This is a genomic window from Herbaspirillum sp. B65 (assembly GCF_000333555.1).
In the GTDB taxonomy this organism is placed as follows: domain Bacteria; phylum Pseudomonadota; class Gammaproteobacteria; order Burkholderiales; family Burkholderiaceae_D; genus Herbaspirillum; species Herbaspirillum rubrisubalbicans.
In genome coordinates, this window is record NZ_BADI01000059.1 from 1 (window position 1) to 26,238 (window position 26,238).

General features: G+C 61.2%; 25 protein-coding genes and 4 pseudogenes. 15 read left to right on the plus strand and 14 right to left on the minus strand.

The window, feature by feature from the left end:
- Positions 1–180: 180 nt before the first annotated feature.
- From I5W_RS29245 to I5W_RS01385, 4 genes and pseudogenes are all read left to right on the plus strand, one after another.
- Positions 181–285 (plus strand): annotated as a pseudogene (locus I5W_RS29245) (hypothetical protein); the annotation flags it as partial.
- Positions 282–1,037 carry an ABC transporter ATP-binding protein gene (locus tag I5W_RS01375; protein WP_044527897.1) on the plus strand — a complete coding sequence of 252 codons (756 nt, stop codon included), beginning with the start codon at positions 282–284 and terminating at the stop codon, positions 1,035–1,037. The pseudogene I5W_RS29245 and the gene I5W_RS01375, both read left to right, overlap by 4 nt.
- 60 nt (positions 1,038–1,097) lie before the next feature.
- Positions 1,098–2,873 (plus strand): acyl-CoA dehydrogenase, encoded by a 1,776-nt coding sequence (locus I5W_RS01380; RefSeq protein ID WP_044527898.1) that lies wholly within the window; start codon positions 1,098–1,100, stop codon positions 2,871–2,873.
- Complete coding sequence (locus I5W_RS01385; protein ID WP_017452605.1) at positions 2,851–3,336, plus strand: MarR family winged helix-turn-helix transcriptional regulator; 486 nt, start codon at positions 2,851–2,853, stop codon at positions 3,334–3,336. Before I5W_RS01380 ends, I5W_RS01385 begins: the two co-directional genes overlap by 23 nt.
- A 35-nt stretch (positions 3,337–3,371) precedes the next feature.
- On the opposite strand, the gene I5W_RS01390 is transcribed toward I5W_RS01385, so the two are convergent.
- Positions 3,372–3,623 carry a hypothetical protein gene (locus I5W_RS01390; protein ID WP_017452606.1) on the minus strand — a complete coding sequence of 84 codons (252 nt, stop codon included), beginning with the start codon at positions 3,621–3,623 and terminating at the stop codon, positions 3,372–3,374.
- A gap of 307 nt (positions 3,624–3,930) precedes the next feature.
- On the opposite strand from I5W_RS01390, the gene I5W_RS01395 reads away from it, so the two are divergent.
- Positions 3,931–5,454, plus strand: coding sequence for a methyl-accepting chemotaxis protein (locus I5W_RS01395; RefSeq protein ID WP_044527899.1), 1,524 nt, complete (start codon positions 3,931–3,933; stop codon positions 5,452–5,454).
- Between the two features lie 110 nt (positions 5,455–5,564).
- On the opposite strand, the gene I5W_RS28970 is transcribed toward I5W_RS01395, so the two are convergent.
- The 5 genes from I5W_RS28970 to I5W_RS01420 form a co-directional block, all read right to left on the minus strand.
- Complete coding sequence (locus tag I5W_RS28970; protein ID WP_159106095.1) at positions 5,565–7,571, minus strand: T6SS phospholipase effector Tle1-like catalytic domain-containing protein; 2,007 nt, start codon at positions 7,569–7,571, stop codon at positions 5,565–5,567.
- Between the two features lie 73 nt (positions 7,572–7,644).
- Positions 7,645–8,202: a DUF3304 domain-containing protein gene (locus I5W_RS28975; protein ID WP_083893433.1), complete on the minus strand. Its 558-nt coding sequence runs from the start codon at positions 8,200–8,202 to the stop codon at positions 7,645–7,647.
- A gap of 13 nt (positions 8,203–8,215) precedes the next feature.
- A complete protein-coding gene (locus I5W_RS01410; RefSeq protein ID WP_159106096.1) occupies positions 8,216–9,103 on the minus strand; it encodes a DUF4123 domain-containing protein in 888 nt (295 codons plus the stop codon).
- 22 nt (positions 9,104–9,125) lie between these two features.
- Complete coding sequence (locus I5W_RS01415; RefSeq protein ID WP_044527901.1) at positions 9,126–12,071, minus strand: type VI secretion system Vgr family protein; 2,946 nt, start codon at positions 12,069–12,071, stop codon at positions 9,126–9,128.
- Between the two features lie 74 nt (positions 12,072–12,145).
- On the minus strand, positions 12,146–13,000 hold the full coding sequence (locus tag I5W_RS01420) for a hypothetical protein (RefSeq protein ID WP_017452612.1): 855 nt from the start codon (positions 12,998–13,000) through the stop codon (positions 12,146–12,148).
- Positions 13,001–13,210: 210 nt separating this feature from the next.
- On the opposite strand from I5W_RS01420, the gene I5W_RS01425 reads away from it, so the two are divergent.
- From I5W_RS01425 to I5W_RS01440, 4 genes are all read left to right on the plus strand, one after another.
- Positions 13,211–14,050 (plus strand): M15 family metallopeptidase, encoded by an 840-nt coding sequence (locus I5W_RS01425; RefSeq protein WP_017452613.1) that lies wholly within the window; start codon positions 13,211–13,213, stop codon positions 14,048–14,050.
- A 68-nt stretch (positions 14,051–14,118) separates the two neighbouring features.
- The gene (locus tag I5W_RS01430) at positions 14,119–14,376 is read left to right on the plus strand and encodes a PAAR domain-containing protein (RefSeq protein WP_017452614.1); all 258 of its coding nucleotides are present in this window, start codon (positions 14,119–14,121) and stop codon (positions 14,374–14,376) included.
- A gap of 67 nt (positions 14,377–14,443) precedes the next feature.
- Complete coding sequence (locus I5W_RS01435; RefSeq protein ID WP_252716848.1) at positions 14,444–14,923, plus strand: hypothetical protein; 480 nt, start codon at positions 14,444–14,446, stop codon at positions 14,921–14,923.
- A gap of 137 nt (positions 14,924–15,060) precedes the next feature.
- Positions 15,061–15,411, plus strand: a complete 351-nt coding sequence (locus tag I5W_RS01440; RefSeq protein WP_044527903.1) for a KGG domain-containing protein — start codon at positions 15,061–15,063, stop codon at positions 15,409–15,411.
- A gap of 230 nt (positions 15,412–15,641) precedes the next feature.
- Here the strand turns inward: I5W_RS01440 and I5W_RS01445 are convergent, their stop codons facing one another.
- Both I5W_RS01445 and I5W_RS01450 read right to left on the minus strand, forming a co-directional pair.
- On the minus strand, positions 15,642–17,123 hold the full coding sequence (locus tag I5W_RS01445) for a Fic family protein (protein ID WP_044527904.1): 1,482 nt from the start codon (positions 17,121–17,123) through the stop codon (positions 15,642–15,644).
- 111 nt (positions 17,124–17,234) lie between these two features.
- Positions 17,235–17,992 (minus strand): annotated as a pseudogene (locus I5W_RS01450) (YoaK family protein).
- A 275-nt stretch (positions 17,993–18,267) separates the two neighbouring features.
- On the opposite strand from I5W_RS01450, the gene I5W_RS01455 reads away from it, so the two are divergent.
- Positions 18,268–18,495: a hypothetical protein gene (locus I5W_RS01455; RefSeq protein ID WP_044527905.1), complete on the plus strand. Its 228-nt coding sequence runs from the start codon at positions 18,268–18,270 to the stop codon at positions 18,493–18,495.
- 346 nt (positions 18,496–18,841) lie between these two features.
- Here the strand turns inward: I5W_RS01455 and I5W_RS01460 are convergent, their stop codons facing one another.
- The gene (locus I5W_RS01460) at positions 18,842–19,372 is read right to left on the minus strand and encodes a CBS domain-containing protein (protein ID WP_044527906.1); all 531 of its coding nucleotides are present in this window, start codon (positions 19,370–19,372) and stop codon (positions 18,842–18,844) included.
- Between the two features lie 271 nt (positions 19,373–19,643).
- On the opposite strand from I5W_RS01460, the gene I5W_RS01465 reads away from it, so the two are divergent.
- The 3 genes from I5W_RS01465 (at position 19,644) to I5W_RS01475 (ending at position 21,008) form a co-directional block, all read left to right on the plus strand.
- The gene (locus I5W_RS01465; RefSeq protein WP_231738631.1) at positions 19,644–19,931 is read left to right on the plus strand and encodes a SemiSWEET family transporter; all 288 of its coding nucleotides are present in this window, start codon (positions 19,644–19,646) and stop codon (positions 19,929–19,931) included.
- Between the two features lie 130 nt (positions 19,932–20,061).
- The gene (locus tag I5W_RS01470) at positions 20,062–20,637 is read left to right on the plus strand and encodes a DUF4142 domain-containing protein (RefSeq protein ID WP_044527908.1); all 576 of its coding nucleotides are present in this window, start codon (positions 20,062–20,064) and stop codon (positions 20,635–20,637) included.
- Between the two features lie 122 nt (positions 20,638–20,759).
- On the plus strand, positions 20,760–21,008 hold the full coding sequence (locus I5W_RS01475) for a hypothetical protein (protein ID WP_044527909.1): 249 nt from the start codon (positions 20,760–20,762) through the stop codon (positions 21,006–21,008).
- Between the two features lie 162 nt (positions 21,009–21,170).
- Here I5W_RS01475 and I5W_RS01480 read toward each other — a convergent pair whose 3' ends face one another.
- The 4 genes from I5W_RS01480 to I5W_RS01495 all read right to left on the minus strand — a co-directional run bounded on the left by I5W_RS01480 (position 21,171) and on the right by I5W_RS01495 (position 24,304).
- Positions 21,171–21,902 carry a type 1 glutamine amidotransferase domain-containing protein gene (locus I5W_RS01480; RefSeq protein WP_305809649.1) on the minus strand — a complete coding sequence of 244 codons (732 nt, stop codon included), beginning with the start codon at positions 21,900–21,902 and terminating at the stop codon, positions 21,171–21,173.
- A gap of 71 nt (positions 21,903–21,973) precedes the next feature.
- Entirely contained in the window at positions 21,974–22,204 is a 231-nt protein-coding gene (locus I5W_RS01485) for a hypothetical protein (protein WP_044527910.1), read from the minus strand.
- Positions 22,205–22,349: 145 nt separating this feature from the next.
- The gene (locus I5W_RS01490; protein WP_044527911.1) at positions 22,350–22,607 is read right to left on the minus strand and encodes a hypothetical protein; all 258 of its coding nucleotides are present in this window, start codon (positions 22,605–22,607) and stop codon (positions 22,350–22,352) included.
- A 2-nt stretch (positions 22,608–22,609) separates the two neighbouring features.
- Positions 22,610–24,304 (minus strand): thiamine pyrophosphate-binding protein, encoded by a 1,695-nt coding sequence (locus tag I5W_RS01495; RefSeq protein WP_044527912.1) that lies wholly within the window; start codon positions 24,302–24,304, stop codon positions 22,610–22,612.
- A gap of 244 nt (positions 24,305–24,548) precedes the next feature.
- Between I5W_RS01495 and ku the strand changes: the two genes are divergently transcribed.
- The gene (gene ku, locus I5W_RS01500) at positions 24,549–25,550 is read left to right on the plus strand and encodes a non-homologous end joining protein Ku (protein WP_252716849.1); all 1,002 of its coding nucleotides are present in this window, start codon (positions 24,549–24,551) and stop codon (positions 25,548–25,550) included.
- A 16-nt stretch (positions 25,551–25,566) separates the two neighbouring features.
- On the opposite strand, the pseudogene I5W_RS01505 reads toward ku, so the two are convergent.
- Positions 25,567–26,076: pseudogene (locus I5W_RS01505) on the minus strand (3'-5' exonuclease); the annotation flags it as partial.
- 2 nt (positions 26,077–26,078) lie between these two features.
- Between I5W_RS01505 and I5W_RS01510 the strand changes: the two are divergent.
- Positions 26,079–26,238: pseudogene (locus I5W_RS01510) on the plus strand (peptidylprolyl isomerase); the annotation flags it as partial.

Consider the following 26,238-nt stretch of genomic DNA (forward strand, 5'->3'; position numbering starts at 1 on the left):
GTAATTTGGCGATTTTCTCTCGTATCGCTCGTACTGAATCGGACTCAAACATCCTTGCCACCTGGGCTGCCGATGACACACTGCGGGCTATTTCACTCAGCCCATGAAACTGTTGGAACGGGAAAGCCGCAGCCTCACACTGTGCGCGAAGCCTCTCTACCGCGCTGTTATTGGCGAACCCACATCGTGGTGATGGAATTCGGCGCCAAGATCGCCGAAGGCACACCGCAAGAGATCCAGCGGCATCCTGCCGTGATCGAAGCCTACCTGGGTGGAATCGAATGAGCGAACTGGTACTGGAAGTGGCGCAACTGTGCGCCAGCTATGGCAAGGTGCAGGCGCTGCACCACATCGACCTCAAGCTCGAACGGGGCAGCATCGCGACCGTGATCGGGCCCAACGGTGCCGGCAAGTCGACCCTGCTCAACGCCATCATGGGGGTGCTGCCGGCACAGGGTTCGGTGCGTTACCAAGGGCAGGCCGTGGAACGCTGGAGCCTGGAACAGCGCGTGATGGCCGGCATCGCCCTGGTGCCGGAACGGCGCGAACTGTTTTCCAGCATGAGTGTGGAAGACAACCTCCTGCTGGGGGGATTCCGTCGCCTGCGGCTGCGCCAGGCGCAACCGCTGGACCAGCTAGCGACCGTCTTCGAACTGTTCCCGCGCCTGAAGGAGCGGCGCAGCCAGCAGGCCGGCACGCTCTCCGGCGGCGAGCGCCAGATGCTGGCCATCGGCCGCGCCATGATGGCCAAGCCGGAACTGCTGATGCTGGACGAACCCAGCCTGGGCCTGGCGCCGCGCATCGTCAAGGAAATCCTGCAAATCGTTTCCGAACTGCGCACGGCCGGCATCTCGGTGCTGCTGGTGGAACAGAATGCGCGCGCGGCCTTGCAGACCGCCGACTATGGTTATGTGCTGGAACTGGGCAAGGTCACCATGCAGGGCGAGTCGGCCAGACTGGCCGGTGATGCGCAAGTGATCCAGGCCTACCTGGGCTTTGGCAAGAAGGCCGAAGTGGAGGCGGCGGTGGTTTCCTGAACGGTGACGCTTTCTGCACCACGGTATGCAAAAACAACATAAGAATGCGCTGCGAAAGGAATGACGATGAGCTATACCCCTCCCCTGCGCGAGTTTGCCTTCGTGCTCGATGAAGTGCTGCAGGCACCGCAAGTCTTGCGCGCCCTGCCGGCGCACGCCGAACTCGATGGCGAACTGATGATGCAGGTGCTGGAAGAAGCCGGCCGCTTCGCCGCCAACGTGGTGGCGCCGTTGAACGCCATTGGCGACCGCGAAGGCTGCCGTCTGGAGCATGGCGCAGTGAGCACTCCGCCCGGCTTCGCCCGCGCCTATGCGCAATTCTGCGAAGGCGGCTGGCCGGCCCTGGCCTGCGCGCCCGAGCATGGCGGACAAGGCTTGCCGCACGTGCTCGATTGCGCGCTCTATGAAATGCTCAGTGCCGCCAACCACGGCTGGACCATGTATCCGGGCCTCTTGCATGGCGCCTATGCCTGCCTGGCCACGCATGGCTCGCCGCAACTGCAGGCGCGCTACCTGGAGCAGATCGCCAGTGGCCAATGGCTGGCCACCATGTGCCTGACCGAAGCCCAGGCCGGCAGCGACCTGGGCCAATTGCGCACGCGTGCCGTGCCGCAGGAGGATGGCAGCTATCGCATCACGGGCGACAAGATCTTCATCTCCGGGGGCGAGCACGACCTGACCGACAACATCGTGCACCTGGTACTGGCGCGCCTGCCCGATGCGCTGCCGGGCAGCAAGGGCCTGTCGCTGTTGCTGGCGCCGCGCGTACTGCCCGACGGCAGCCGTAACGGCGTGCATTGCACCGGCATCGAACACAAGATGGGCATCCACGGCAGCGCCACCTGCAGCCTGCATTTCGAGCAGGCGCAGGGGTGGCTGGTGGGCGAACCGGGGCGCGGCTTGGCGGCCATGTTCGTGATGATGAATGCGGCGCGCCTGCACGTGGGTGCGCAGGGATTGGGACTGGCGGAAGCGGCCTGGCAACGCGCCTCGGCCTACGCCCGCGAGCGCCGGCAATCGCGGGCGCCGGGCGGTACCGGAAGCGACCTGATCGTGCGTCATCCGGCCGTGCAAAAACTCTTGATGGAACAGCGCTGCCGCATCGAGGGGGCGCGCATGTTGACCTGCTGGGCCGGTCTGCTGCTGGACCTGGCCGAACACGATACGGATGCGGCCATGCGCCGGGTACATCATGAACGGCTGGAATTGATCACGCCGGTCATCAAGGCCTTCCTCACCGACCAGGGCTTCCAGTGCGCCAGCCGCGCATTGCAGGTCTTTGGCGGACACGGTTACGTGGTCGAGACCGGCATCGAACAATTCATGCGCGATGCCCGCATTACGATGATTTATGAAGGCAGCAACGAAATCCAGGCCATCGACTTCCTGCTGCGCAAGGTACTGGCCGACGACCGGCGACGCCTGCATGACTTCCTGGCGCTGGTGAGCGCCGACGCCGAGGATGTATCGGTGCTGGGAGACCAGGCCCGCTTGCTGAAAAACGCTGTGGATAAATTAAAGGACTACGCGCAACACATCGCCCAGGCAGCGACACAGGAAGCGACCCTGCCCTACTTCGTGGCCGATGAAATGCTGCGTCTGACCGGGCATGTGGCGCTGGGCTGGATGTGGCTGCGTGCGGGGCGCCGGGCGCTGTCAGCACTGGCTGCCGACCCGCGCTACTACGGCAGCAAGCGGGATACCGCGTGCTATCATTTCGCCTTTGTATTTGCGGAAGTCCACCAGTTGTCCAGCGTGATCGAAGGCTGCCTGGCGACCGGGCTGCCCCCCCTTCCTACCGACCTGGACCACCATGCTGCCCAAGAAGCCGGCTGATTTCGATTCCGACGATGATGCTGCCCAAAGCGCGGCGCTGGACCAGCAACTGCTGTTGAGCCTGGTCGGCTACAACTGCCGCCGTGCCTACATCACCATCATGCCGCTGTTCGAAAAGCGCATGGCCAAGTTCGACTTGCGGCCGGTGGATTTCACGGTATTGAGCCTCTTGAAGGCCAACCCCAACATCAACCAGAAACGCCTGTCCAAGGCGATCAACGTGTCCCCGCCCAACCTGGCAACACTGCTGGACAAGCTGGAACAACGCGGCCTGCTGCTGCGCCAGCGCAATCCGCAGGACCGCCGCTCGCAGGTCCTGGCCTTGACCACGGCCGGAACGCGCATGTGTACCAAGGCCGAACAGACCGCCATCGAACTGGAACTGAAGGCCACCGAGATGCTCTCTGATAGCGAACGGGCGCAGTTGATCGGCTTGCTGCAGAAGATGTTCATGCCGCAATGAGCGGCGTGAACAAGCGTTGCCTACCTTAGAAGCGATCAGCGCAGGAACACCAGCTCGGCATAGCTGGGGTTGGCGTGTGCGCGCTGGTATTGCTTGAGGTCTTCCAGCACCTGGGCACGGGTCAGGCCGGTCTTGCCGGTGGCGGCGGTGGCAACGGTAGTGACGGCTTCGCTCTTGGCCGGGGCCGAGGTCGGCGCTGTATCGGCGGCGTAGGCAAACTGTGCGGTGAATGTCGCCAGCGACAAGGCTGTGGTGACGGCGAGTTGGCGTGCAAATTGGGTCTTCATGATCGGCTCCCTGGTGAATGCAAGCGGATCCAGCCCTATGCGTATCCCTTATCAATGCTTCATTCCCATGCAGAGATTCTATCGATCCAGGGCCGTGGGAAAAACCGGGGATCCGACAATGCTGTATTGCAGCATCCGAAAGAATCCGCGCCTCACTGTTGCTTGATTCGGCCTGATATTGCCTCATTGCAACTTCTGGTATGACAAATGATGAGGTGAACTGTTTTTTGCCGCCTTCCTTTCCCTTGCCGCCTGGTCAGTCCGGGTCAAAATCTGTAAATCTTATAAATAATATTCAGGGAAAAGTATGAAAATCGGTATCCGGCTGGGCGGTTCCTTCATGCTGGTCACATTGCTGGCGTGTGTACTCATCATCGCCTCCATCTTGACCTTGACGCGGATAGGGCAACATTGGGAGGATTTTTCCGGCACGGTACTGAACAAGCAGGATTACGCCACCCAGGGCTACATCAAGCTGGGCGACGGCGTGCAGAACTTCAAGAACTACGTGGTGCGCGGCAAGGACTATGACCAACACTTCCTGGCCGACATGGATGCCATTGCCAGCCTGATGGCCCAGTACCGCAAGCTGGGCGTGGACGATCCCAAGGAAGAAGCCCTGCTGCAAAAGATCAGCAGTGGCGAACGCAACTACCGTGCGGCGCTGGCCAAGGCCCAATCGCTGAGAGCCGCAGGCGCCTCGGTCACCGAGATCGACGCCTCCATCAGCGGCGCCGACAAGATCCTGGGCGCGGGCTTTGCCGGCCTGCTGGCCATCGCCCACGAGAACGCCAATGGCACCGGCCAGGAAATCTCTACTGCCATCAGCGCCGGCAAGTCGATAGAGCTGGGCGTCGGCGTGCTGGTGGTGGTGCTGGCGGCGGCACTGGCGACCCTGGCCACGCGCTCCATCACCCGCCCCGTGCGCGAAGCGGTGCAGATTGCCAAGACGGTCGCTGCTGGCGACCTCGGCAGCCGCATCGAGGTCACGCGCAAGGATGAGACCGGCGAACTGCTGCAGGCGCTCAAGGACATGAACAGCAGCCTGCAACGCGTGGTGGGCGGCGTGCGTACCGGCAGCGATACCATCGTCACCGCCTCCACCCAGATCGCCGGCGGCAATCTCGACCTCTCGGCCCGAACCGAACAGCAGGCCAGTTCACTGGAAGAAACGGCGGCGGCGATGGAGCAGATCACCTCCACCGTGCGGCGCAATGCCGATCACGCACGCCAGGCCAACGCCATGGCGGGGTCGGTCTCGGAAGTGGCCTCGCGCAGCGGGCTGGTGGTCTCTGACGTGGTCAGCACGATGGATGAGATCCAGGCCTCGGCACGGGAGATTGCCGAAATCATTTCGGTGATCGACGGCATCGCCTTCCAGACCAACATCCTGGCCTTGAATGCCGCCGTGGAAGCGGCGCGTGCCGGCGAGCAGGGGCGTGGTTTCGCAGTGGTGGCATCAGAAGTGCGCAATCTGGCCCAACGCGCGGCCACCGCCGCCAAGGAAATCAAGGATTTGATCGGCAACTCGGTGGAGAAGGTAGAAGTCGGCAGCAAGCTGGTCAAGGATGCTGGTACGACCATCGAGGAACTGGTAATGAACGTGCGCAACGTGACCCAGATCATGAGCGAGATCTCGGCTGCCAGTGGTGAACAGGAAGCCGGAATCGAACAGGTCAACCAGGCCATCGCGCAGATGGATACGGTGACCCAGCAAAATGCAGCGCTGGTGGAAGAAGCGGCGGCAGCGACCGAAGCGCTCAAGGAGCAGGCGCGCAGGCTGGCGGAGTCGGTGAGTGTGTTTCGGTTGGGGGTGGGCAGGATGGCGTGAAGCGCCGTCGATAGCAGGAAGAGTATGAGATCGAGTGCCCCGTCCGAAGCATCAGGGGCACTGCGAACATGCTCACCAATTTCTTCTTTTCCCGTTATGCCCTGCGCGGCTCAAGCCGCCTGGGCGGCATTCTCATCAGACCGAGGCAGATTGACGGCGTACTTGTATTTCTCGTCGCCACCGAAATAAATGACGCGTGGATCGGAAGGCAACGTCATATCCTGGTAGAAGTCAGCCAAAGATTCGTGGACATGATGCTCGAAGAAATCAAAGATGAGCTCATCGCGCAGTCCCTGCTTTCGAATGAATTCATTTTCATAAGCTTCCAGCAGCACCTTGTAATGGGGACGAAGCTTCGCACGTTTGGCAGGATCATCGACGCAGGCCTTGCGGATATCTTCGGCATCGGAGACCAACTGCGCATCCAGTTCCGCCATATTTTTGGATAGCTTTCCGATCGAAGGCATGGTGTCGAGCTGAGCCTTCTTTGACAGATAGGCATCCTTGGCTGCGTCGCGCACCTTCTGGGCAGCATTGAGTTGATCCAGATACTGTTTGCTTTGCGGGTCAGGGGTTCGGCTGCCATAACCGCTCATCAAGGAATTCTGGTAATTCTGCTGCGCCCGGGACACGTTGCCGTTGGCTTCGTAGTACTGATCGCGCAATCGCTCCACTTCCGAGGAGAGTCCCTGCGACTCTTGCTGAAACACGGACTCGTTCCCGGAAATACGCTGCAGCTCGCTCTTGTCGCCCCCGCGCTGGCGACGGATCTTTGCGAAGCGCCAGGCGAAATACAGGCTCATGTGCTTGTTGATCAGCAAGCCCATCGGTATCCCGCCCCAGCCTGCCGTATCCAGATAATGCTTGAGCAACTGCATCAAATCGGGATCCAGGTCGAAATCCTCTTTCGTTTCAGGCTTCCAGGCCGACTGCGGGCGCAGCGGAACACCCGCTGCCAGCGCCTGGTCGTACATGCCTCGCAAGGGAAACTGACTGATCATGAGTGAACTCTGGCTCGGCCCACTCTTGCGCGACTTGGCCAGACCGCTTTTACCTTCTTCTCCCGGCCGATATCCTCCTCCGACATCCGAATGGACACCGGGGTAGATCATTTCTCGGCAATTCGCCGGACGTTGTCCCTTGTAGAAAACACTGTCGACTGGGAACGAATTGCGGATCTCGTGTGCGGCGATAAAGTGTACGCACAATTCAACGGCCGCCGGAATGCGCAGATCGTCGGCCCAGGCAGAGTGACCATCTGCCATGCCCGGTGATGGGTCTGCCCCGGGTTGGCCAAAGGCCAGATCCACCGCACGCAGGGTCGCTGGTATCGGTTGCATGGAACGCCGCAAGACATTGCCCACCGTAAGACGGTCGTTACGCACGTATGCCGCATTGTTGGCACTCATCGGCAACCCCACCGAAGCCACGGTATCGAACAGACCCATGAAACGGATACGCACTGGCCAGCCGCCGTTCTTAAACTTGAGCGAGTCGCCAGTCTGGCTGCACTTTTGCTGGATGAAATCGCGGATGAAAGCGCGCGCCTCCGTAGCTCCCCGACTGAAGCCAAACACCGCAACGTTGATCTCATCGATGGCATTGCTTGGATTGGCAGCCCGCGCAAGATGCGGCGCCATTCTGTCCTCCAGGGTTTTAGCAGCCCAGTCCAGACGTGCTTGCCCCATCGCGCCCATCCCCAAGCCGGTCATGCTACCGCCGTTGTCACCGATTTCCTTGAAGTAGGTTCCGATACCGGGAACGTAGATGCGATAGCGCCCCACCGCGGGGTCATCTTCCCATGCAGCACGATAGAGCCGCACGACATTGCTATGTTCGTTGGTCGGGACATCGGCATCCATATTGTTGCCCGTCCCGTCAAAGAAGATGGATATCCACAGCTTCTGACGGCAACTGGCAGGCGCGCTGCCACCAGCTACAGCCTTCATGCCATTGACCAGGTTGGCGCCCGGCCCGGCGATCGACTTACTTGGTGTGTCCAAGGCTGCCGTGTTGCGGTCGGCAAGTTCGGCCGCCTTGCACAGCATCTGGGAAGACTGGAGCAATGGAGGGGCGACCCGGTCGCCCTTTTTCGCGCTATTCGAAGAAGAATTCATGTCGCCTCTCATCCAAACCAATACTGGCCGTCCTTGCCACTGCCTCGGACGAATGCTTCATATCGCACCACGCTCAGGGCTGGCCTTGGGTTGCCATCTGTTCTGGTGTACAGGCCGGATAACCTTCTACCTCGCGACTCGCTTCCAGCCGCAGGCGTGGTGGGGAATACTCGGCGGTGATCGCCGCCTCGACCCGACCGTCAGGATAGAAATGGATTTCCATGTTCTGCGGGACAGCCGGGATCGGACCATTGATCAGTACGTCCGCTTCTTTGAAGAAGTGCTTGATACGCTCAATCGTCTTGGGCTTGATGTAACTTCCAACGCCAGGTTGGTGCTCCGGGAACATACAGGCAGCATCTGTCCATTTGACATGAATCTTCAATGGCAATGACGATCCTGGATAATAGCGAACGCAACAGGTCGTGCCGCCACCGCCAGAGGTTGGCGTACTGACGTAAATATTGCCGCCACCGGTGCCGTCGACGTAGAACTGATCAATGTAATGGTTGGTGTAGTTATAGCCGACAATGCCCAGCATTACGGGCTCGCCCGCTCTGGCCGACGAGGAAGCCAGCAGAAGGCTGGTCACAAGCACCAGGAGAGCGTGCAACATCGATAGGACTTTCATTCTTTTTCTTCCCTCATGGATTGCTTGAGACATCGGCTGATACAGCGTCTTCTACAGAAACGATCACCTCCGACAGGCTGGATTGTCCGCTAACACACTGCTCCAGTCGGCTTTTCCATGGCTCACGCCGGGCAAAATCTTCGCCATGTTGCAAGGCCAGGGCGCAATAGAGACTCAGATCGAAACTCGACTCGATACCCAGTGTCCGCGCGTGCTGTCGGTGACGAACGATGAAATCGTAGCGTTCTTCGAACGGCAAGCCAAGATAAGCGTCCGGCACGGTCTTGCCTAACATGTCAGCGATCTGGTCTGGTTCGCTGGCATCGATCAACGCCGACTCCGTTGCCACATCAAGAAGCAAGGGCTGCTCCAAGGGTTCATTGATGGCAAATTCTGAGGCGATCCGGATCATCTCCCCCCGGCGTCCAACAAAGGCCCATTGCGTCGCGGGACTGAGGAAATGAGCACGGATAGGCGGTGCCAACAGCTGCACCAGCGCTTCAAAGACCCGTGTATCAAAAAACCGAAGCACCACCTCCAGGCTATCGGGCAGCAAGGCATTGACACGTTGCGCCAGCCGTTTTGCCAAGACTTCCCGGGACAGGGGGGAGGATATCCAGAGCACGCTGGCGCTGGTGCTTGCAACATCGACGATCCAATGTTCCAAGTCGCGCCATGTCCCGGATTCAGGCGAGGGTTGCCAAGGCAGGAGCAAAGGCGACACTGCCTGGGCCGACAACTGGCCCTCCAGTCTGAACAGATTGCTGGCAGGGCGCGGATGACGCCTCAAGCGGGCGGGCAACTCAGGCAAGCCTGAAGGGTCGAGCAGCACATAGTGAAATGCTGCCGGTTCGCTATCCTCAACACGATGGAAGATGCTGGAAATATCGATGTCGCGCACGGAGGGTCCCTGGACGTTCATGTCATTTCATCGCAAACGGTGAACCTGCCGCTCTGGCCTTTAGCAAGCACTCGATGCAAATGCTCCCTGGCAGAAGCGGCAGTGGGGCGTCATTGCGCACCGGCCCCTCAAACACCTTCTGCGCCGCATGAATGGTCAACTTGCCCGGACACTGCACCGTGATATTGCCGCCCTCGATGGTGATGTTGGCCCCACCCGCCGTCGACAGCGATATCTTCTTGGCCGCAGCCCAATCCACACTGGCATTGGCACTCACCACACTCAACTGATCGCGCGCCTGCACTGCCATGGTCTCGGCTTGCGCCTGAACGTCGATATCCTGTTGCGCGGCGATCATCTGCAAACCCTGCCCGCCCTCGCCTGCCACGATGGCTCCGGCCAGCACGCCTAAAGCCTGGCCGCTGCGCAGGCGCAACTGGTTGCCGCTCACGTGCTGGCTATCCTGACCAGAGAGGAAACTGACGGTCTCGCCATTGGCCAGTTGCAGATGCTGGCCAGCGACTGCACCCAGGCCCTCGCGTGCAGCAATGCCAATCAGGGCCGAGGTACTCTGCGGCAGCTTGCCATCGGACGGTTGGGTATTGGCCGCAGCGACATCCTCGCCGCTTTTGTCGGGGGCGCCGTCGACCATGCCGGCAGCAGCGGTGCGGATGGCCTCCAGCGGTGCAGCGTTGTCGTTGATGATGCTGGCATTGGCTTGCGTGGGGCCGACATGGCTGGCCAGGGCGACCGTCTTGTGGGTGACCGTCGCTTCATTGAACGTCTTGCCCAGTAGCGCCGCCTGTTTCAGCAAGGCCATGCCGCCTGCGTTGTCACCTGCCGGGTCGCGACTGCCAGCGTTCTGCACGACCCGATAGCTGGAGAACAAAATGCCGCTGGCGGCACGAACGGCGCCATAGGCATCGGTACGCAGTTCGGCGCCGGTGCCGCGGAAACTGCCGCGATAATTGTCGGCGGCATGAATGAGATGGCCGAGATTGAGTTCGGTAGCGGCCTGTGAAGTCTTGAGCTGGACGCGGCCCTGGGCGTCGGTATCGTCGAAGAGCAACTGATTGTAGCCAGCACCGCCGAACTCCTTGGAACGGATGCCCCACTGGGCGGCGGCGTTGCGGTGGCCGTCGCCATCCTGGCTGCCACCGTGCCAGGTGGGCGCATTGCCACCAGCCACGTTGCCCTGGCCACTGGGCGCGAAGTCGCTGGCACTGGCAAAGACCTTGTTGCCATCCTGGGCGTCGCTGTGCGCCTCGCCCCCCGGAGTGGGGGCCTGGGCGCCTTCGCCCTGGCCGTTGTAGAGCGCGCCGAGGATGATCGGGCGGTCGATGTCATCCTCCAGGAACTGCACCAGCACTTCCTGGCCGATACGCGGCAGGAACTGCATCCCGTGACCGCCTGCCGCGGCGCGCTGGGCTACGCGTACCCAGCAGGTGGCGCCGGCATCGTTGTTGCGGCCTTGCCAGTGGAAACGGATACGCACCCGGCCCAGGCGGTCGCAATAGATTTCGTCGGCGCCGTTAGCCCTGGTGTTGCCATCGGGACCGACCACGATGGCGCTCTGGCTGCCCCTGGCGGTGGCGCGTGCATGGCGGCGCAAGCCGGTGCCATCGGCCAATACCGGGCGCCACACCACATCGGCGCGGATGGCTTCGAAGGCATTGGCGTAACCCAGCTTGCGGGCCTGGGCGATGACGCCATCCAGGTCAAGCTGGCCGGCCACCGTCAGCGAGTCCGGCGACAGCGCGCCGTACAAGCTCTGCTGTTGAGCCTGGCAGGCGGCCACGCACTCTTCCAGTAGCGGCGGCAAGGGGCCGAACAATTCGGCCAAGCCTTCCTCGGCATCCTTGGGCAAATTGTTCACCCCTATGCTGAACACCGAAAGGACCGCATACTCGACGGACTGGCCAGTGGCTGCGGCAGTCAGGCCCAGCGGTCCCTGGGCGAGGCTGAAGCGGGTGCCGGGGCGCAGTGTGCGCACCGTGCTGCGGCCCTGCCACAGCTTGTTGCGGGCCTCACTGGCTTGCAGGTGCAACTGTGCATACCGGTCGGCCTGGGCCGTATCGCTGTAGGCAGACAGGCCGGGGCTGTCGTAACTTTCCAGGCGCGGAGCATCCTTGTGACCGAAGTCGTGGTGGGTGGGCAGGCTGGTGGCGATGGCTTGCTTGTTCCTGTCATCGTAGGAGAGCAAGGTAAAGGTGGCCGGCTGCAGCGTGCGGCGCGCAGTCAGGGCCTGGATGCTGTCCTGTTGCTCACGAGCGCTGGCGCCGTGGAAGCGGATACCCGCGCCACCTAGCGCAGCAGCACTGCTGGCATCCTCTGGGAAGGCGCCCTTGACGGAAGAATCGGCAAACAGCACCAGACGATGACCTGCGGCCGCATCGGCAGATTCTTCGACGCGCCAGGACAGGCCTTCTGCCGCCAGCAGGCGGCTGACGAATTCCAGGTTGCTCTCGCGGTACTGGATGACATAGCTGCGCGGCGGCACGTCCTGCATGAAGGAGGCCACTTCGTCGGACCAGGTCCAGGCGGCGTGCGGGGCATACTCAGCGAAGACATCCTCGACGATCTCGATGACCGTCTTGTCCTGCCACACGCGGCTGTTGCGGGATTGGCCAAGCAGCCAGATCCAGGGCACCAGGCGCAAGCGGTAACGGGCGAAGCCGCCTTCGCTGCCCAGCTTGGCGGCTTCGTTGATCAATCCTGAAAAGCGGCTGGTGCTGCCATCGGACAATCGGACCTGCAGGCTGGCTTGGCGCCCGATCAAGGATGTCAGCGGCAGGCCGGCATCCAGACTCAGCGCGATGATCTCGCGCAGGCCCACGCCATGCAAGCCTTCGGCGGCAGCAAAAGCTTCCACCAACAGGTCTGCAGAAGCAGCCTCCCCTCCCAGCGAGAGGCTGTAGAGGCGGGTGGCGCTGGTGAATTGCACCAGCTGGTTGAGGAGCTCAGACATCGGTCACAGGTTCGGCATGATCTACGTATCAGATACCGCTGCACGCGTTTGGCAAGGTGCGAGCGGGGCTTGACTCAATTGGCATCATTGACCTTGCAGGCCGGGTCGCTATCCCATCGGCCCGAACAGATGCGCCAGCGACAGAACTCACCTTCCATGAAACCGAGCGCATGACAACGCTTGAGCAGTGATGCGGTGCTTTCACCATTCTTGCGCTCGACCACGTCGACATTGCGGGCTTCGTTTTGCCGGGGTGAAGTGGCTTGGTTCTGGGCCGGCTTTTGGCCATTGCCATTGCTGGCGGTGTCGCGCGGGGTACGCTTTCTCTCGACTTCACCCGAGCGCTCGACCAGGGCCTTGATCAGATCGACGTCGCTGTCGTCGCGCTTGTCGGTCTTGGCCGCCTTCTTCTTTTTGTCTTCATGCGGAGCGGCCTGCTTGGCCGGCTTTTCCGGCTTGGCTTCGAGCGCATTCTTCAAGGTTGCAGGAGGCGGCTTGACGCCCTCTTCCAGGGCGCTGGTCAACTGGTCCGGGCCCCGCGATGCAGTTGATGCTGCATCATCGGGAGCACGGGGGGCAGTGTCGTTGATCACCGCTGTATCGCCGGCACCGGAGGACTCTTGTGCTGCGGGTGCTGCGGGTGTTGTGGTGGCCTCGGCCGCTGGTGTTGGGGCAGGCGCGGCCGAGGCCACCGGCGGCACTGGTGCGTTGGCCCCAGTTGCTTGCACAGGCGCGCTGTCGGGACGGTTTATCCGCAATGCGGCCAGCGTGGCCAGCCCTGCCACCAGCAGCAATACCAGCACGATGACCAACAGGCGGCGTGGCTTGCCGGCCTTGCCGCCAGCGATGCTGCGGGTGGCGTTCTTTCCATCCGAAATCGAATTGAGGATGCGAACTTCATCCGTAGAAGAAGTGTCGGATGCAGGCATCAAGCTCGGTCTTCTGGACGCAGGTTTGTCTTGGTTCGGAGGCTGCAAGGCCGTACTCCTTGTTGTTCAACTTGCAAAAAGTTGTTTGATTTTTATTGATTTACCGTTTCCTGCCCGTCCGGCACAACCGGCCGGCCCAACTCCAGAAACGTGCGGCGTTCGTACTCCCAGATTCACGATGCGCCGGCCAGAATAAAAAGGGGATTCGTCGTGCTGTTCCTTCTCATTGCTGCCTACCTGCTCGCCACCGGCTTCGCGATGTGGTTGTTGCTTTTTCCATCCGGGAGGGTACGGACCCTACGGTTCCTCAATGCCCGTCTTTCCGGCCTGCGCAACCGCTGGGAGCGATGGAACAGAACAAGCGATGAGGTGATTGCAGGGACAGCATCCAATCTCAGGAGTTCCCTGACAGCGGGAGTGAACTACGTGCGCAACAATTACGTAATCACATCCACTATCGTTGTCTTGTTGGTCGGCCCGGCAATCATTGCCTATCTATTGAGCGGGAAATCCATGTTGCATGGATTCGAGGATACGGATCACGTAACCAACTCTCAAATCGCGGAACTTTTAAAGGGCGAGCAACTCGTACCACCGCCGCCCTTGCCGCCGGAAATGTTTACCACCGCAGAAGTGGTCCAGGTCCGTCCGATGCTGGTCAATGCCAGCCGCAACTGGCAACTGCTCAATCCTGAATACGCCCAACGCCTGCTCCTGGTCTTCAAGATCATGAAGGAAAAGCATGGCTACGACATGGCGCTCATCGAGGGTTATCGCAGTCCAGAACGCCAGAACATGCTGGCTGGCATGGGCGGCAATGTCACCAACGCAGCCGCCTTCCAGAGTTATCACCAGTACGGACTGGCCGGCGACTGCGCCTTTGTCAGGAATGGCAAGCTGGTGATCAGCGAAAAGGATCCATGGGCCATGGAAGGCTATCGCCTCTATGGCGAGGTCGCCGAGTCGGTAGGACTGACCTGGGGTGGCCGCTGGAAGCTGATGGACTTCGGCCATACCGAATACCGTATGCCGGGCGTCATGAAGAGGTAAGGCGTGGCCTCGCAGCGGCCATCGCGACCGGATGAAAGACAGACTGTAAGAATAAAAGGGGATACACCATGAGCAGACCGATCATCGTCATTGGCGACAAGACTTCACACGGTGGCAGCGTCATCGAAGGTTCCGGCCAAACCCTGGTGGGCAACAAGCTGGTGGCACGCATCGGTGACCAGGTCAGTTGTCCGCGCCACGGCACCACCCGTATCGTCAGCGGCGATGCGACGATGGTGGTCGATGGCGCCCCGGTGGCGCGCGATGGTGACAAGACAGCCTGTGGCGCCGTATTGATTGCGAGCCAGGCAAGTACCACTCTCTGAGCCGCCCACCGACAAGAACAGGGGCAGGGTTCACCACAACAAGAAAAAAACAAGAAGGCGAATGCTGATGAGCACATGGATGAAGCGTGGCCTGCTGGTCTGCGCAATTTTCTTGGTCACCTGGGTGATGTTCATCACCTATTGGTCCGGTGCCAACCACATGCCCGATGGCAGTGACGTGGTCCTTTCCCTGCTGGTGCTACCTGCCGGCTTCCTCTTGCTGATATGGGGCGTGAGCAAGGCCAGGACGAGCTTGGCCGCCGCTGCTGCGGCCAAGGCAGCCGAAGCGCCAGCCGCGCCGCAAGCTGGCACTGCTTCGGCTGAACCGACGCAGCATCCCGAACGCCGCTGGACCCTGGCCATCGTCGCCACTGCCCTGCGCTCCCCTTTCGGTGCCGATGCGGGCCGGTGGAGATGCTGGAGTTGCATCTTGCTTGAGCAGAGTTTCTTGATGGAAATGATGGCGACCGTTTTTCAAGCTCATCTTCACGTATTCCTACAAGTCCTACAGCCGGCACTGACATGGGCTGGGGAGCTCTTCCGATAGTGAGGATCGGTGAGGCTTTCTACACTGTAGACGTGGACAGATGTTTGGTGCCGCCCGCTTGCCCGCGCAGAGCAGCAGGGCAAGCTGGCGGCAGATTTGTCCGCTTAACCTCGACCATCCAAGACAAGGAGTCACACATGGCAAGTTCACAAAATCCGGGGAACAGTAATCGCGGCTTTGCCGCCATGGACAGGGAGAAACAGCGCCAGATCGCCAGCATGGGCGGTAAGGCAGCCCATGCCAAGGGTGCGGCCCACGAGTTCACTTCCGCGGAAGCCCGGGAAGCTGGACGCAAGGGTGGCTTGAACAGCCACGGTCGCAAGAACGCCGCTGCCGCAGCAGCGAGCGCCGCCCAAAGTGGCAACACCGCCGCCACCTCGGCCCAGCCGCAGATGAGCCAGAGCGCCCCGCAGGAAGTCCATCAAGGCCAGCAACCGGCCCAGCAGCAACCGCAGCAGTCCGACAGCAACCCGCAACAGCAAGGCTGAGCCGTCAGCGGGTCAAACCGGCCGCCTCAGGCAGCGGCTCCCGTGATGGGGACCATCAGGGGCCGGCGGCGCAAGCAGCGATAAGAAAAAAACGAAAGGCGCGTTCAGCGCCTTTTTGCGTTATGGCTAAAAGATGGGGAGTTGCTCGAAATTTGTTAACGACAATCGAGAAATACTAATTTTCTCCCAAAAACCAGAGGATTTTTCGTAAAAAATTAATTTTCAGGATGTCAGGGCGTCATTACGGTCTCGAAGCTTTCCTTGACCACTTGTTCAATGCGATCCAGGACGGCGACCGGAAGATAGCTGTATTGCTTTCTTCGATGCGCCGAGAGGACGCCTTTGTTGGACTGGATCATTCGTATCAAGGCCGACAGATCCTTCTGTGGCAAGTCGAACTCCTTATCCAGTTGGGCAAACGCGGTGTCATAGCCCTGCAGGAAGGCCAATTCTTTGGGAATTTCCTCGCGTACCGCCTGTTTGATCATGTCATGCAGAAAACCCACTTCCCGGTCTGCCCGCAGGAAGCGGTAGGCACGGCTGCCCGGATGGCTGATGACCACGGGTTCCTGATCCCCTCGACGATAGTCCCACAGCGCTGTCACAGGTCTTGAAAACGCCCGCAGTAGCTCGCTGTAGGCTGGGATGTTTTTTTCGATGACCGCAGAGACGGGGACCAGGGTGCCGGGCGCCATGAGGGTCGAGCGCGCCAATATATGCTGGATCAGAAAACGGTGCAGACGTCCGTTGCCGTCCAGGAAGGGATGCAAATAAACGAATCCGAAGGCCGCGCAAGCGGCTTTGACCAGCAGGTCGGTGCAACGCTCGCTATCATTGATGAAGTTTTCCCAGCCGCGCATGACCTGTTCCAGGTCTTGCACCGGCGTGGGAAAGAAGCTGACTCGCCCGCTGCTGTCTTCCAGCCAGTTTTGCTGGTGGCGATAGCTGGCTTCCTGGCTGTAGGCATCGCGCACGATGACGTTCTGCAGGCTGACCAGCCATTGCTCGCTGACTTCTACCGGTTCTCCGGCTCTTTGCAATAACTGGACGAATCTTTCCTGCTTGTTGGAACTGGGGGTTTCCGATTCGATAGCATAGCTGCTGCGCGTTTCCGACAAATACAGGTAGGCCACTGCCCGCCGATAGAGTTCGGGGTCTTCCAGCGCTTCCAGGGCGTGTCTGGCTTCTCGTAGCAGTTCTTCCAGAGGGGGCGTGCGGTCCAGCGCACGGCGACGCACGGTCGGGCAGAAGGCTGGACTGCCCAGGGCATTGTTCCTGACCCGGAATTTGGAGGCGAGTATCGGCTTGGACGAGGTGTAATACACATCATCTGGGAACAGGTCCACATAGCCGCCGTTGGTGAGGGGCTCGACTTCCAGCTCTTGGCCAGTGAGCCACTCCCATAGAAAACAGGCGCGCCGGATATGCTCGCCCATCGGCTTGGTCTGCCAATGAGCTACCAGGGCCGTGGCAGAGAGTTGCTCGTGCGCAAACGCGGCATCAATCACTTCCAGGTTGATGCCCTCGTGCCGTAGTGCGAATTCCAGATGACCAATCAAGCTGGACTCAATGGCCACCGAGGTCGGAAAGAGAATGCGTGTCCCGGAGTCTACCCGGCGGTTCACCGAAGAGTCCATGAAGGCGACGTGTTCCAGCGGCGTGACGTTGAGCCGGAGCGTGTCGATCAGATGTTGGTAGCCTAACGGAGTCATGGAAATCGAAGTTTATTAATCCTCATCGAGAATTTATAATTTACCACGCTATTTCGATATATTTATCGAGATTTATTAATTCGGTGCCGGGGAAGATGGTCGTTCTGGTCTTCACCCGCGCGCCAGGTCATCCATCATCGGCACCAGCGCCAGCAGGAACAAGGCTGCGGCCAGCGGCATGGTGGCCACGAAACCCACCAGCTTGAATCCCAGCGCTCCGGTCACGCCGCCCAGGAAGAACATCAGCAGCAGCGAAGAGAGCAGCAGGAACTTGCGCCGCGCGCCCGGTACCGGATCTTCGCTCAGGGAGGACTCGCCCGGCTGGTACGGGGCCAGGGACCAGTAGCACATCTTGCCGATCTCGATGCCGATGTCGGTGACCAGGCCAGTGACGTGGGTGGTGCGGATCTCGGAGCGGGAAATCTTGCTGATCATGGCATTTTGCAAGCCCATCACGAAGCACAGCAGGGCCACCGTGACCGGTACGAACAGGAGGCGATGGTTTTCCAGGTTGCTGCCCAGGATGCCGAAACACAGCAGCAGCATCGCCTCCAGCATCAGCGGCATGGCGTATTCGCTGTGCAGGCCGCGGCGCCGGGCCCAGTTGATCATCACCGCCGAACAGGCGGCCCCCAGCAAAAAGGACAGCAAGGCACTGGCGCCGGCCACCAGCAACAGCGTCTCACCCAGCACCAGGTTGTCGGCCAACGAAGAAACGATGCCCGACATGTGCGAGGTGTATTGCCCCAACGGCCAGGAGCCCCCGGGATTGACGGCCCCGGCGATGAAGGCCACCAAGCGGCCCAGGTGGCGGTTGAAAAAATCGGTGCGCCCCGGGCTGTGAGGCGGCCCAGGTAATTGATGGGCATGACAGGTCAAAGGTTGCAGGTGACGTGAAGTTAGGCCGCAAGCCATATGCCGTCATCTCCCCCGCTGCGTGGCAGGGGCCGCTTCACCCTTTCTACGCAGATCGACGGCGGCTTCCTGCTGCCCTTTTCTTTCAGCGTTTCTTATGCTGACAAGAATACTTCTTCTTGGCCCATTGTGCTGGAGGATGTCACAATGCCTGACCTGCGTCAGTGCGGGTGCGGCTTGGGGTGCATCGTTCCGGCCGGGTCTCCATCGTTGTCTTGAGGAGTCCGACATGAGCATTCCCATCGATATTCCTGGCGGTCAACAGCTGGGCGAGCTGACTCTGCGTGGCTTGCAGCCGGGGGTGCAGCAATCCGCCGAGGGCGGCTTTCGCGGCATCGTGCTCATCGGCGCGTCCTCCGAGGAGGGCGCGGCCACCCACGTCTGCGCACCATTGCGGCCGACCAGTGAACTGGCCTATGCCGACGCCCTGGCTTTCATCGCCGCGCAGGCTAGCTAGCTTGCGGGGTTCAAGCCAGGAGCACAGGCAAAAAAAAGACCGCCCGGGGGAGGCGGCCTGAGGGGGAGGGATATAAGACGCCGAGGATCGGGGGAATCTTCGGAGAATTTCTGCTTATGAAAACGACTCGTGGGGATAAACCGATGGGGGATGGACTTGATTCATGGCGGGACGGAGGGGGACGTTCCGGCCTGAATGTGCGGTCCTCGGTTTCGAGTTCGTTGAGTGCATAGTAGCGATGCAGTGCAAAAAAGTAGATCGGACATTGCCCAATTGATGTGTAGGAAAATGCCTACATTGACCCTGCCGCGCAACTTGAAGCGATGACTGAACACCCGCGCCACGCCTAGCTACGCCCCAGGTTAACCTCGCTCATGTCGCTGTGGCGCACTTCGGGCAAGGCATTGTCGCTATCCGGCGACACGCCCTCGGCGGCACGCACCGGTGCTGCGGGCAGCGAAATTTCGGCCAGCGCCTCGCCCACGCCACGGTTCTGGGTCTTGGCGGCGACGTCACCCAGGCTGACCATGCCCACCAGGTTCTTTTGTCGGTCCATGACGGGCAGGGCGCGGATCTGGCGCTGCACCATATCGTCCAGCACGTCGTCCACCGGTTCATCCTCATAGCACCATAACACGTCGTGGCTCATGACTTCGGTCAGCGGCAGGGTGTCGGTGAGACGATGAGGGGCCACGGCGCGCAGCACGATATCGCGGTCCGTGACCAGGCCCACCAGGTTGTGCTGGGCATCGCAGACCGGCAGGGCGCCCACGTCCAGTGCTTCCATGGCCTGGGCGGCATGGATGACCGAATCGTCCGGGCTTAAGGTATGGGCGCCGCGCGTCATGACGTCGGCAATGGTTCGGGTAGCGTGCATGGTTGAACTCCTGGACAGAGGGTGAGAGGGAGAGAATCAGAACAGACGATCCACCCTCAGCCTAGGCACACAGTGGGCACGCCGCAATGCCACAGCACCCCTTTGTCGGGTCGGCAGATTCGCGCAGCGGCGTGCGAATGCACCGACGCCAGCTTGGATGCGGTTGTTCCTACAGTGGCTTGCGAGGCCGGCTGACTGTCTGCGCTACGGGCTTGTTCCACCATCGGATCATCATTTGTTTTGCGGGTCGCTTGCGGCTCTTACCATCACCATGTCCGATCACATCACCGACCTCATCGGCTGGGGCGCCACCCTGATCCTGTTGTTGACCATCTCTTCCCAGGTCTATGAACAGTGGCGCAGCCGTTCCACCCAGGGTGTCTCGCACTGGCTGTTTGCCGGGCAACTGGCCGCCTCTGCCGGCTTCGTCACCTACAGTCTGTTGCAGGGCGATTGGGTGTTCGTGGTCTCCAACGTGTTCCTGCTGTTGACGGCCTTGCTGGGGCAGGTGCTCTATCTGCGCAACCGGCGCCGCCAGCAGGGCGGCTCGCAAGCTTGAGCCAGGCTGTGCCGCGCTCATCGATTCTTACAGCGGTCATTGGCGCTGTCTGATTCATGTCGCCCGCTTTCCTGCTTACAGTGGATTGACGATCTGTTTCCATTTTCATCAACAACAGAAGGAGCCTTCCATGAACCTCATCCCGACCACCCTGGCCCATCTGCCATCCCAACGCCGTCGCGGCCACCGCCTGCTGGGCGCTGGCGTGCTGCTCATGGCAGGTGCTGCCTTGTCCTTCGATGCCTCGGCTGCATCGATCAGCAGCAAGGACAAGAGCTTCATGACCAATGCTGCCGAAGCCGGTTATACCGAGATCGAAGCCAGCAAGGCCGCCCTGGAACGCAGCAGCAACCCGGCCGTCAAGGACTTCGCCCAGAAGATGATCGATCAGCACACCACGGGCAACGAAGAACTCAAGCAATTGGCCAGCAGCAAGGAGGTGAGCCTGCCTACCGAACCCAGCGTGGCCCAGCGCGCCAAGCTGGCCATCCTCGACAAACTGGAGGGCAATACCTTCGACAAGCGCTACGCCAGCATGATCGGGGTGTCGGCCCATGAAGATGCGGTCAAGCTGTTCCAGAAGTCTTCGCAGCAAGCCCAGGATGCCGACGTCAAAAGCTTCGCCGCCAAGACCTTGCCGGGCCTGCAGCGACACTTGGAGATGGGACGCGAGCTGAAGCAGACGCTGGATGCCGCCAAGAAATAAGAGAGGCAAGGCGCGTGAGAAGTAAAAAAGCCTGTCACGCGCGCCGTCATCGCCTATGCTGAAAATAGCTTCACTTCCCCTGTCATGACGTCCCACCCACACCCGTGCCCTGGAGACTTGCCATGAAACACTTCGCCAAATCCGTCGAACAGCAGCAAGCCGGCCACTTCATGCCGCGTGTGACCAAGCTGGACAAGCACAAGTACGTCGCCTACCTCGATACCCGGGTTGACCAGCTATGGCATATGGACCTGCATGACATGGGCGGCCAGCCGGTACGCATCTGCAAGAAGCGCAGGCAAGCCGAGAAAGCCGCCTTGCTGCTGTTGGCCGAAGCGATGCGTCAGCATGAGGTGCAACGGCGGAGCTAGTTCGCCGCCTGATGTCTGCGCCGCAAGCAGTGCCGTCTGGATCGTTCCGGGCGGCATTTTTTTGCGCTTGCCGGTTCAGGTTCATCACGCATAACGAAAAAATCGAGGGGGCAAACGCCCCTCGATTCGTGATCGCTGCTGGATTACTGCTGGCAGGTCAGATCAGCCATCACTCTGCGGTGACTCACCGTGCGCGACGGCAAAGGCTTCATTTTCGTGGCTGGGCGGGGCCGCTGGCGCGCTGCCTTTTTCCGACAGGCGCGGCTTGTCGCTGCCGCTTTCGCCGCCGGCCTCGGTGACGGCTTCATCGCCCGCGCCCGAGGCCGGCTGCTGGCGCTCTTCGCGGCGCTGCTGTTGGTCCAGAAGCTTCATGAATTCATTGTTGAAGGCGGGAATATCGCCCGGTTTGCGCGAAGACACGAAGTTTTCGTCACGTACCACTTCCTGGTCCACCCACTGGCTGCCGGCGTTCCTGAAGTCATCTTGCAGGCTGGGCCAGCTGGTGACGGTACGCCCCTTGGCGATACCGGCCGAGATTAGCAACCAGCCACCGTGACAGATCGAGGCGATGGGTTTTTCGGCATCATTGGCGGCGCGCACAAAATTACGGGCCTGCGGCAGCAGGCGCATGGCGTCGCCATTGACTACGCCACCGGGCAGCAGCACGGCCGAATAATCTTCCGGCCGCGCACTATCGATGCTGCCGTCCACGCTCACCACTTCGCCCTTGTCGACATGCTTGAAGCCCTGCACGCTATCGCTCTTGTCGGAGAGGATATGGACAGTGGCGCCGGCCGCTTCCAGGGCCTTCTTGGGTTCCAGCAGTTCGGCTTGTTCGAAGCCGTCGGTCACCAGCACGGCGACCTTCAATTGATGGTAGCGATTGCTCATCATGACTCTCCCTTGAAAATGAAAAGGGCGGCCGGCATCCACCGGCCGCCCGTGGTACGGGGCGGAACTGGCGATCAGTCCGGGGTGTTCTGCTTGACCTGATTGCTGTTCTGGTGGTCGTTGCGGGCCTTGTCCATCTCGGGCGCCTTGTCGATGCGCGTGATGTTGGAGGTGGCCACCGGATCGCTGCCGGGAAAGCTCATCTCATTGGCTTCATCCAGCGCCACTTCCGAAGGCGTGTCGTATTGGTTGGGACGGTGATTGCTGTCGTCCTTGGTGTTCTTGTCGGATTGGCTTGGGCTCATGCTGACCTCCTTGCTGTTCTGTGCAGAAATCGCACCGGCACGTGCTGTGCGCGATACGGCCTGATGTTCAGATTACTGCGCTGTGATCCCTGGCGATATAAGCGCGCGGCGCAACCCGGCGTAAGAATGCGCGAGGCCGTGATCGTCACGGCCAGGGGGCCGGGGTCACGTCCTGGTATTGCGCTTGGGCGCGGCCCTCGGCGGGAGCGCTCTGTGAGGAGCGACCCGGGTGCAACATGCTGCCCGTGATCAGTTCCAGTTCGCGCTCGGCGGCAATGAAGGCGCTGTCTTCCAACGGCTGCTCGGCTACCGGCCAGTGTTCGATGGCCCAGCGTTTGTAATCGGCAAAGCGGGTGCGCAATTGGCGGGCGTAGTCTTGGCGTTGCTGTTCAAGGGCATCCATGCTCAGCCTCCTTTCATGGCAATCAGGCTTTCCTTCACCTTGGCCAAGCCGAAGCGCCAGATCTGTTCCATCTTGATGTGCGGCATGACGGGCAATTCTGCCGGGTCGATAAAGACATCCAGCACGGCCGGGCCGTTGGCCGCCAGTAGTTGTTGCAGGCTGTCCTGCAATTCATCCGGCGTGCGCGCAGTGAAACCCTGACCGCCACAGGCGCGGGCGAAGGCGGCGAAGTCGGCATTGGGGAATTCCGAGCCCTCGAAGGCGGGCATCCCGGCTTCTTCCATTTCCAGGTGGACCAGGCCCCATTCACGGTTGTTGAACACCACCACCTTCACCGGCAACCGGTGTTCCACGCTGGTCATGAATTCCCCCAGCAGCATGGTGAAGCCGCCGTCGCCCACCGCCACCAGCACCTGGCGTTGGCGATCCAGGGCCTGGATGCCGTTGGCCTGGCCCAGCGAGGTGCCCACCGCCGCATTGTTGAAGGAAGCCAGCAGGCGCTGCTGGCCACGCTGGCGTATCCAGTTGCCGCACCACAGCGTGACTACCCCGGTATCGATGACGAACTGGGCATCGTCGTCGGCCAGATCGCTCAAGGCGCGGGCCAGGCTTTGCGGCTTGATCTTCTTGTGATGGCGCTTGATCTCGGCTGCGCTATCGAGCTTGGCATTCCAGCGCTCGCGCTGGGCATTGGCTTGTTGCAGGAAGCTGCCATCGGTCTTGCCTTCCACCTGTTCCAGCAGGGCTTGCACGGTCGGTCCGACCGAGCCGGTGATGCCCAGCGTGACCGGCGCGCGGCGGCCCAGCACGAAGCCACGTTCATCGACCTGGATCACCTTGGATTGGGTCGGCAGGAATTCGGAATAGGGATAGTCCGAGCCCAACATCAACATCACCTCGGCCCCATGCAGGGCATCGGTGCCTGGCGCGCCGCCGATCAGGCCGACGCCGCCGATCCAGTGCGGATGGTCGAAGGCCACCAAGTCCTTGCCGCGGAAAGTGTGCATCACCGGTGCCTGCAGCTTGCTGGCCAGCGCCAGTACCGGTTCGATGGCACCGCGGCAGCCATTGCCGGCGAAGATGGCCACCGAACTGGCGCTATTGATCAACTCGGCCGCCGCGGTGATGTCGGCCGCCGGCGGCGCCAGTTCAGCGCGCTGGCGCAGGGTATGAATGCTGGGCACGGTGCCCGATACCCTGGCGCCGATGATATCTGCAGGAATGTTCAGGTGGGCCACGCCGCGCTGGGCGTAGGCCTGGGCGATGGCCTGGTGGAACACGGCGGGCGCCTGTTCCGGGCTGGTCACGATCTGGCTGTAGGCAGCCACGTCGCGAAACAGCATATCGGGTGAATTTTCCTGCAAGTAATCGGTACCCCGGCGTGCGGCGGGTACCCCGCCCGAGATGGCCAGCACCGGCGCGTGATCCTTGCGCGCTTCATACAGACCCGCCACCAGGTGATTGGCGCCGGGGCCGGTGGTGCCGCAGCACACGGCCAGGCGACCGGTCAGCTTGGCCTGGCCGGCGGCGGCCAGAGCGGCGCCTTCTTCGTGGCGCACGCCTATCCATTCGATGCGTTTATCGCGGCGCAGGGCGTCGGTGAGGGGATTCAAGGCATCACCGACCACCCCGAAGATCTGGCGCACGCCGATCTGGTAGAGCGTGTCGATGAGGATGTCTGCAACGGTGGTTGGCATGGCGGCTCCATGGACGAAGATGAGGATGAGGGGAGAAGTATCGCTCAAGGGTAAAGCTGCCGGCACGGCGCCTGTATCGGCGTCTGCGGTAAATCCCTGTAGGAGAAAGACGCCCGGACGCAGTTCACCACGGCGCAGCACCGCAGGCCCGGCACATTCCTACGCCGGCTTCATCAACAGGCCGACTGCGCAGGCGCTGGCTGGCTCCGATAATCGGCCCATCAGCGATCTTGCGGAGGATGCGATGCGACGCGCACTGTGGCGGGGAGCGATCAGCTTCGGCCTGATCCATATCCCGGTGGAACTCTATACCGCCGAAAAACACGATGAGCTGGACTTCACCCTGCTGGACAAGCGCGACTTGTCGCCGGTGGGCTACAAGCGCTACAACAAGACCTCCGGGCGCGCAGTGCCCTGGGAAAACATCGTCAAGGGTTACCAGTACGAAGAGGGCAAGTTCGTTCTCATGTCCGATGAAGATCTGCGCCAGGCCAATGTGGAGGCCACCCAGAGCATCGATATCCAGAGCTTCGTGGAGCGTGAGCAGGTGCCCATCCTGTATTACGAGCAACCCTACTTCCTGGCCCCGGCCAAGGGGGGCGAGAAAGCCTATGCACTGCTGCGCGAGACCTTGTTGGCCAGCCACAGGATGGCGATTGCCCAGATCGTCATCCGCACCCGCCAGCACCTGGCCGCGTTGATCCCGCAGGGGGATATGCTGCAACTGATCACCTTGCGCTACCCCAGCGAATTGCGCGCGCCGGATGACTTGCCGGTGCCGTCGCGCAAATCGAAGAAGTCAGCGGTGAGCGCGCAGGAGGTGGAGATGGCGCGGGCACTGGTGGAGCACATGTCGACCGAATGGGCGCCGGAGCAGTTCCACGATAGCTATCGCGACGATGTGCTGGCCCTGATCCAGAACAAGATCAAGCGCCGTCAGACCCACGAAGTGGCCCAACCGGAGGAGGCCGCCGCTGCCGCCGGCAGCGGTGCCAAGGTGGTGGACTTGATGGCCTTGCTCAAGAGTAGCCTGGAAGGGCGGGGCAAGGCCAAGCCGGCCGCTGGCGATAAGCCCGAAGAGGGCGCTGCCAAGGTCCATGCGCTGGCCTCCCGCAAGCCCCCGGCCAAGCGCAGCCGCGCCAAGGCTCCCGCCCGCAGCAAGCCGACCGATATTGAATTTAAGAAGAGCTTGTCTGGATTGTCACAGTCGCAGTATCTCGACCAGGCGGCCTATCGCTGCCTTTAAAATTCTGAAGGCTGCCTTAGCTCTGTTCCGGCGTATTCCTGGGCTTCTGCAACAAGGCCTTCAAATTGGCCAGCCGCGCCTGCGGCGTGATCTTCTCGCTTTCCTGCGGCACCGCTTCGCCTTCATCCAGGCGCATCTCCTTGACGAAGCGCGAGATCTGGCATTCGATCACTTCCTTGGCGCGCTTGCGGCGCTTGCACCAGGACAGGTGCAGCGAACGCTGGGCACGGGTGATGCCCACGTACATCAGGCGCCGCTCTTCTTCCACGCGCGCGGCGGCTGCTTCGGGCGGGGTGTCGGGGTCGCCCTTGTGCGGCAGGATGCCTTCTTCCACGCCCACCAGGAACACATGCGGAAACTCCAATCCCTTGGAGGCATGGAGCGTGGACATGCGTACCGCATCCTGCTCTTCGTCGCGGCCTTCGAGCATACTCATGAGGGCCACCATCTGGGTGATTTCCAGCAGGTTCTTTTCTTCGCCTTCACCATCGCGTCCGCCGCAGGCGCGTTCCTTCAGCCAGTTGATACATGCGCGAAAAGCCGACCGATGCCCCCATCAAGAACGAGGCCAATAACGGCTTGAAGAACGAGGTTTATACTGTGGCCATGGCGCGTACCGCGGCACCGCATTCGGCCACCGCCCAGTTCTTCATCAACGTGGCGGACAATCGCTTCCTGAACTATCCCG